The 6,000-nt window shown below is 60.4% G+C and carries 5 protein-coding genes; 2 read left to right on the top strand and 3 right to left on the bottom strand.

The features are described 5' to 3' along the window. Nucleotides 1-399: 399 nt before the first annotated feature. The 3 genes from RC54_RS24945 to RC54_RS24935 all read right to left on the bottom strand — a co-directional run bounded on the left by RC54_RS24945 (nucleotide 400) and on the right by RC54_RS24935 (nucleotide 2,575). Nucleotides 400-1,167, bottom strand: coding sequence for a class II glutamine amidotransferase (locus RC54_RS24945; protein ID WP_058897439.1), 768 nt, complete (start codon nucleotides 1,165-1,167; stop codon nucleotides 400-402). A gap of 219 nt (nucleotides 1,168-1,386) precedes the next feature. Continuing rightward, entirely contained in the window at nucleotides 1,387-1,704 is a 318-nt protein-coding gene (locus RC54_RS24940; protein WP_044530168.1) for a hypothetical protein, read from the bottom strand. A gap of 637 nt (nucleotides 1,705-2,341) precedes the next feature. Beyond that, a complete protein-coding gene (locus RC54_RS24935; protein ID WP_058897438.1) occupies nucleotides 2,342-2,575 on the bottom strand; it encodes a hypothetical protein in 234 nt (77 codons plus the stop codon). A 177-nt stretch (nucleotides 2,576-2,752) separates the two neighbouring features. Here RC54_RS24935 and RC54_RS24930 point away from each other — a divergent pair, with 177 nt between their 5' ends. Further along, the gene (locus tag RC54_RS24930; protein WP_017452730.1) at nucleotides 2,753-3,712 is read left to right on the top strand and encodes a LysR family transcriptional regulator; all 960 of its coding nucleotides are present in this window, start codon (nucleotides 2,753-2,755) and stop codon (nucleotides 3,710-3,712) included. Between the two features lie 23 nt (nucleotides 3,713-3,735). After that, complete coding sequence (locus tag RC54_RS24925) at nucleotides 3,736-5,811, top strand: AsmA family protein (protein WP_061790010.1); 2,076 nt, start codon at nucleotides 3,736-3,738, stop codon at nucleotides 5,809-5,811. Nucleotides 5,812-6,000: the final 189 nt, after the last annotated feature.

Below are 6,000 nucleotides of genomic sequence, written 5' to 3'. Positions count from 1 at the left end.
GAAGCTTTCTTGTCGGATGATTGCGGCGCCCCTTGCCGCGTCCAGCGGACGGGCCTTGGACGAAGTCGTCCGGGCGCGAAACGAGGGACGCATTTTACTCTGGTAAACCTAAGTTATCCACAGGCGAATCGGCATATTTGCCCCAATAAGCTCATCTATCCACAGGCTGCGCAGCAGCGACTTCAAACTCGCAGCCCTGAAGGCGCTTCGCGGGCGGGTGATAGGGGGACAGAGTAGGAGGCTTGTGGAAAAGACAAGCTGGCCGGGAGGGCCAGGTTTTTTTGTAACAGCCTGTGCAAAACCCGAAAGCCGGCGCTGACCTGTCCCTTTTTTCCCCTGTGGACAGGTTCAACTTGGCGAAAAATTCGCCTGTGGATAAGACAACCCGGCAGGCCGGTGTCAGTCGACTACGGTGCCGTCGACAAAGAGCTTCATTTCACCTGGCTGGTATTGCGTCCAGACTTCATTGTCGGTCAGCGGCTGGGTGACGATGACGGCCACCCGGTCATTGCTGGTAGTGACTTCGGAGAAATCCACCGAGAGGTCTTCATCGGACAGCTTGGCCGTGGTGAAGGGATGCTGGCGGACGATGTAATAGAGATTGGTGGAGCAATGGGTAAAGAGCGCCGAGCCATCCGAGAGCAGCATGTTGAAAGTGCCATGGCTGGCGATGCCGTCGACGATCTCGCGCAGCGCGGCGCGCAACTCGGCCAGCAGGGGTAGGGTATCGCCAAAGCGCCGGCGCAGCTCCTGCAGGATATAGCAGAAGGAAAGTTCACTATCGGTAGTACCGACCGGCCGGAAAGGCCCGTCCAGCGTGGGGGTGAAGTTTTTCAGGTCACCATTGTGGGCAAATACCCAATACCGGCCCCACAACTCGCGCACAAAAGGATGGCAGTTGGCCAGCGTCACGCGGCCCTGGGTGGCCTTGCGGATGTGAGCGATGACGTGCTGCGACTTGATCGGATAGCGCTTGATGAGCGCGGCCACCGGCGAATCGACCGCAGCCTGGTGATCGACGAAGGTGCGCACCCCGGAGCCCTCGAAGAAGGCAATGCCCCAGCCATCGCGATGATGATCGGTCAGCCCGCCGCGGGTGGCGAAGCCGGTGAAGCTGAAGACGATGTCGGTGGGGGTGTTGCAGTTCATCCCGAGGAGCTGGCACATGATGTCTTGCGGTAAGGCTGTGGTGATTGGCGGGTGGACAAGTTATCACGATTGCCGCCTGACATGCCGCGTACGGTGGATAAAAAAAGCCCCGCGAGCTTGCGCTGGCGGGGCTAATCCTTCCTAAAGAGGGAGGAGGAGACACAGTACGTACTACAAAACTTCAACTACACGACCAGAAGCCGTTGGGCCTCGAACGACGATCAGGCGGGGACTTGTTCAGTCGCGCGCGGCCATGTTGCGCAGTTCGGCGGCAAAATTCGGTTGGGTCATGCTGTATTCGTTGGCCATGCGGTTCAACATCATCTTGCCGCTGAACTTGTGCGCCAGGATGCGTTGCTCCAGCGACTTGCGGGGCTTGACCAACAGCAGCGCAGCTTGCGCCACACCCAGGATCAGCGGCTTGAACACCATCACCAGGGTCACCAGTGCTCCCAGACCCAGGGCCGGGCGCACATAGGCTGCCATCATACCGATGAAGGACTGCGCGAAGGGCAGGGCGGCTTCTGCGGGAAAGGCCAGGTTCAGGAAGGACATGATATTTCTACCTCTGATAATCAGGCCGCGACACAGTTGCACGGCGTTCAATTTCACTGTTGTTGCGTCGCAGTATGATGGTTCGCTCGCTGTATGACTACTTTAGAGTGCTCATATCAGTTATAGACTCTGTGAATAAGAGGTTTGGTGAGCTGTTCGGGCCGGCGCCGCATGGCCTATCCGGCAGCAAACCCTTGTACACAGGGCTTCTCTACCTCATCGGGTGAGATTGCGGGATACCGGTCAGCGCGCTTTCCCAGCCCATGGGTGATGTGTAATTGCAACGCCATGGCGCGCGTGTTCGCATCTTTTTCACCGCCTGTGAATATCTGGTCAGATTGATGCAGATTGATGAGAAACTTGCTTCGCCGCAGGCACAAAAAAAACCCCACAGGCAGAGCCTGCGGGGTTAATCCTTCCTAAAGAGGGAGGAGGAGACAACGGATCGGTGTCCTGACGCGTTGATCGAATCAGCGTCAACATAAGCGCCGTACGCGCCGGGAACAACCGAAATCCTTCACTACCGCGCCAGCCGCTCCGGGCCTGGCGCCAAGCTCACGCAGAAGTCATGCGCAAGCGGTAAAACTTGAATACGGGTGAAGCAAAAAGCTTCGCAAGAAGCTTATAAAAACTCCGATTAACCGCGCGAAGCGATGAAGCGCAGTTCAGCAGCCAGGTTAGGCTGGGTGGCTTCGAACTTGTCGGCCATGCGGTTCAGTTGGCGGCTACCGACGGCGCGATCCTGTTCGGCGGCGACCAGTGCTACGGCTTGCAGCTCATGGGCCTTGACGAAGTGGACGAAGATCGTGCGCAGCACGGCTGCGATCTTGCTCTTGAAGCTGCTGTTGGTGCTTTGTGCGATGGTTGCCATGATTCGATCCTTGACGTTGTGTGTTATGTTGCATTGCAGTGTAGTGAAGCGCCTGTTGTTTGACCACTTTCCGTTTCGGATATCAGTTATATTGTCCGTGAATAATATTTCGGCCCGAGATCACGGGCGCCATCCATCCCCTACCGAGACTTTCATCACGCCGCAAAGGCCCGCCCTATGAGCTTTCTGACCCTGGACCTGAATTTGTTGCGCGTTTTCGACGCCGTCATGACCGAGCAGAACCTGACCCGGGCGGCCAACCTGCTGGCCATGACCCAGCCGGCTGTCTCCAATGCGCTACGTCGCCTGCGCGACACGCTCAATGATGACCTGGTGATCCGCACCGCCCACGGCGTCAAGCCCACTCCGCGTGCCGAGGAACTGTGGCCCACGGTGCGGCGGGCCCTGTCGGAGCTGGAAGCGGTGATCGCACCGGACAGCTTCGATATTTCGCGTGCCCAGAACACCTTCCGCATGGCCATGGTCGATGCCACCGCCGCACTGTGGCTGCCTTCGCTGGTGCGCACCATCATGCGCGACGCGCCGCGCATCAAGATCCGCATGATGCCGCTGACCACCCGCGACCCGCGCGCCATGCTGCTGCGCGGTGACATCGATCTGGCGGTCGGCTTCTTCCCCGGCGTGACGGCGCAGCTGGCCGATGGTCAGGGCATGGCCAAGACCCAGATCAGTCATGCCCGGCTCTACACCGGCCAGTACGTCTGCGTGATGCACAAGAACCACCCGCTGGCCGGCCAGCCGCTGACGCTGGACAGCTATTGCAACGCCGACCACCTGCTGGTGAGCCTGTCGGGCAAACCCCATGCGGTCATCGACGATGTGCTGGCGGGCATGAACCGCGAGCGCAAGATCCTGCTGACGGTCAACCAGTTCTTCACTGCCGGGCGCATCGTGGCCAGTTCCGAACTCATCACCGTGCTGCCGCGCCATCTGGTGGCCGCTACCGGCATGGCCGAATCGCTGGTGGTCAAGGAACTGCCCTTCCAGACACCGGAAGAACACGTAGACATGCTCTGGCATGAACGCGACGCCCGCAACCCGGCCCACAAATGGCTGCGCGCGCACTTGTCTGCAACAACCCATGACGAATTCGGTCGTATCAACATGAAGCGCTGAGCGCCGTGCGGCGGCCTCGGCGCATGTTGATCACCCTCACCGGGGAAGCCGAACCGATGTCGCGTCTGACCAAAATCTTCCTCTGGCTGCTGGCCAGCCTGATCCTCCTGATCGCCGCGGCGATCATCTTCCTCATCAGCTTCGACTGGAACCGGGCCAAGCCCTGGATCAACCAGCGCGTCTCGGCCGCCATCGGCCGCGAATTCGCCATCGACGGCGATCTCTCGCTGCATTGGCAGCGGCCCGATCCGACTTCACGCGGAGCTGAATCGGGCTTCTGGGCAAGCTGGATTCCCTGGCCCCGGCTGCAAGCGGAGAACCTGCGCCTGGGCAATCCGCCGGCCTTCGCGCAGTCCGGGCAAATGGCCACGGTGCAGCAAATTACCTTCACGCTCAATCCGCTGCCTTTGCTTGTGCATCAGATTTCCCTGCCTTCGCTGGAGGTGCAGGATCCTTCGGTCTCGCTCTTGCGCAACCGCGAGGCTGTGAACAACTGGACTTTCAAAAGCGACAGCACCGGTCCCTCGACCTGGCAACTGCAACTGGGCCGCATCAGCCTGCGCCAGGGCAAGCTGGCCTTGGATGACGCTGTGGACAAGATCAAGCTGCAGGGCGAGATCGACACCCTCGACCCGGAACGCGAAAAAGTCTATGGCCTGGGCTGGACGTTGCGCGGCAGCTTCAACGGTGCGCCGGTCAGCGGCCAAGGCAAGGCGGGCGGGGTGCTGTCGCTGCAGAACCAGCAACAACCCTATCCCCTGCAAGCCCAGGTGCAGGTCGGCAAGACCCGCATCGGCGTGCGCGGCACGCTGACCAAGCCGGCCGAGCTGGCGGCGCTGGATGTGCGGCTCTCGCTCTCGGGTGCCAGCATGGGCAACCTCTATCCGCTGACCGGCGTGCTGCTGCCGGAAACGCCGCCCTTTGCGACCGAGGGTCGGCTGATCGGCAAGATCGCTGCCGGTGGCAGTCAATGGCGTTACCAGGACTTCAGTGGCAAGGTCGGCGACAGCGACCTCAATGGCAGCCTGGATTACCAGACCGGGGGCACGCGCGCGCAATTGACCGGTGCGCTCACCTCCAACGTGTTGCGCTTTGACGACCTGGCGCCGCTGATCGGCGCCGACTCCAACGCCGAGAAGGCGCAACGCGGTGCCGAGGAGCGCCAGCCTGTGGACAAGATATTGCCGGTCAAGACCTTCAGCACCGAGGCCTGGGGCGCGCTGGATGCCGATGTGCGCTTCACCGGCAAACGCATCATCCGGCAGCAGGGCCTGCCCATCACCGACTTGCAGGCACATCTGATCTTGAAGGACAAGGTCCTGACGCTGGACCCACTCAAGTTCGGCGTGGCTGGCGGCAATCTGACTTCCACCATCCGCCTGGATGGTCAGGCGGCCCGGATGAAGGCCGATATGAAGCTTTCTGCGCGCAAGCTGAAGATCCAGCAGCTCTATCCCAAGCTCGATGCCTCCCGCACCAGCTTCGGCGATATCAATGGCGATGCGCGCCTGAGCTCGAGCGGCAATTCGGTCGCCGCGATGCTGGGCTCGTCCAATGGAGAAGTGAAGGTTTTGGTCAACCAGGGCGCCATCAGCAAGTTCCTGTTGGAAGCCGCCGGCCTGAATGTGGGCAACGTGGTCATCAGCAAGCTGTTCGGCGACAAGGAAGTCAAGCTCAATTGCCTGGCCGGCGACCTGCCGGTAAATGACGGCGTAATGCAGGTGAAGACCTTGCTGCTCGATACCGAGGATGCCTTGATCGTGGTCGATGGTAGCATCGACATGAAGCGTGAACTGCTGAACCTGAATGTGCATCCGCGCAGCAAGGGCTTGCGCATCATCTCGCTGCGTTCACCGCTCTACGTCAAGGGCAGCTTCAAGGACCCGGATGTGGGTGTGGACAAGGCCGTGCTGGCGCTACGGGCCGGCGGTGCGGTGGCGCTGGGCTTGCTGGCGCCGGTGACGGCGATCCTGCCGCTGATCAATATCGACGGTGACCAGAAGGCCGACTGTGGGCAATTACTGGAAGAAGTGAAGAAAGCTCCACTGCTCCCAGCGACCGGTAAAAGCAAATCCGTCAAGGGTGCGCCTAAAAAATAGGCAGTGATAATCCGGGGCAATTGTTGACGTGACGGCAGGGGATAACTTTCCCCGACCAGCCGCAAAATGGCTGCTTTTTCGTCAACAGTGTCACTGAGAGTGGCCGCCCTTTCTTCTGAAATCTCCAGAAAACGGCTGCTGGCACCCCATTGCGGGGCTGCGCAGGCCCAAAATCACCGACGAATTGGC

This window comes from Herbaspirillum rubrisubalbicans (assembly GCF_003719195.1).
Lineage (GTDB): Bacteria > Pseudomonadota > Gammaproteobacteria > Burkholderiales > Burkholderiaceae_D > Herbaspirillum > Herbaspirillum rubrisubalbicans.
This window is presented reverse-complemented; position numbering and strand designations above follow the sequence as displayed.

Coding starts and splice junctions, on each gene's coding strand:
- RC54_RS24945 (WP_058897439.1), bottom strand. CDS start 1,167: ATGTGCCAGCTCCTCGGGATGAACTGCAACACCCCCACCGACATCGTC.
- RC54_RS24940 (WP_044530168.1), bottom strand. CDS start 1,704: ATGTCCTTCCTGAACCTGGCCTTTCCCGCAGAAGCCGCCCTGCCCTTC.
- RC54_RS24935 (WP_058897438.1), bottom strand. CDS start 2,575: ATGGCAACCATCGCACAAAGCACCAACAGCAGCTTCAAGAGCAAGATC.
- RC54_RS24930 (WP_017452730.1), top strand. CDS start 2,753: ATGAGCTTTCTGACCCTGGACCTGAATTTGTTGCGCGTTTTCGACGCC.
- RC54_RS24925 (WP_061790010.1), top strand. CDS start 3,736: ATGTTGATCACCCTCACCGGGGAAGCCGAACCGATGTCGCGTCTGACC.